Source organism: Oleiphilus sp. HI0066, assembly GCF_001635725.1.
Window position 1 is genome coordinate 1 of record NZ_LWFH01001438.1, and the last position, 827, is coordinate 827.

The 827-nt window shown below is 45.1% G+C and carries 1 protein-coding gene; it reads left to right on the forward strand.

What is annotated here, in order from left to right; translation table 11 throughout:
* Window positions 1–827, forward strand: an 827-nt coding sequence (locus A3738_RS22030) for an Hsp70 family protein (RefSeq protein ID WP_156504412.1), incomplete at both ends; no start/stop codon positions are given.

Sequence of the window (827 nt, forward strand, 5' to 3'; positions counted from 1 at the left end):
AAGGTGATTCTACGATTGCTGTGTATGACCTTGGTGGTGGTACTTTCGATATTTCGATTATCGAAATCGCAGATGTTGATGGTGAAAAGCAGTTTGAAGTACTAGCGACCAATGGTGACACATTCCTAGGTGGTGAAGACTTTGATATGGCATTGATCGACTATTTGGCTGAAGAGTTCAAGAAAGATCAAGGTATGGATTTAACGGGTGACCCACTTGCAATGCAGCGTTTGAAAGAAGCTGCAGAGAAAGCAAAGGTTGAGCTTTCAAGTGCACAACAAACGGATGTAAATCTGCCATACATCACTGCTGATGCAACAGGTCCTAAGCACTTAAACGTGAAGTTGACGCGTTCTAAGTTGGAGTCGTTGGTAGAAGAGTTGGTTGTTCGCAGTCTTGCTCCATGTAAAACAGCATTGAATGATGCAGGTTTGAGCACAAGCGAAATTGATGACGTCATCTTGGTCGGTGGTCAAACACGTATGCCTCTTGTTCAAGAGAAAGTACAAGAGTTCTTCGGTAAAGAGCCACGTCGTGATGTAAACCCTGATGAAGCAGTTGCAATGGGTGCGGCGATTCAAGCGGCGGTTCTAGCTGGTGACGTGACAGACGTTCTTCTTCTAGACGTAACGCCTTTGACGCTAGGTATCGAAACAATGGGTGGTGTTGCTACTCCATTGATTGAGAAAAACACAACGATTCCTACCAAGAAGTCGCAAGTGTTCTCAACAGCAGAAGATAATCAGTCGGCAGTAACGATTCACGTTGTTCAGGGTGAGCGTAAGCAAGCTGCTCAGAACAAATCGCTTGGTCGTTTTGATTTGGCG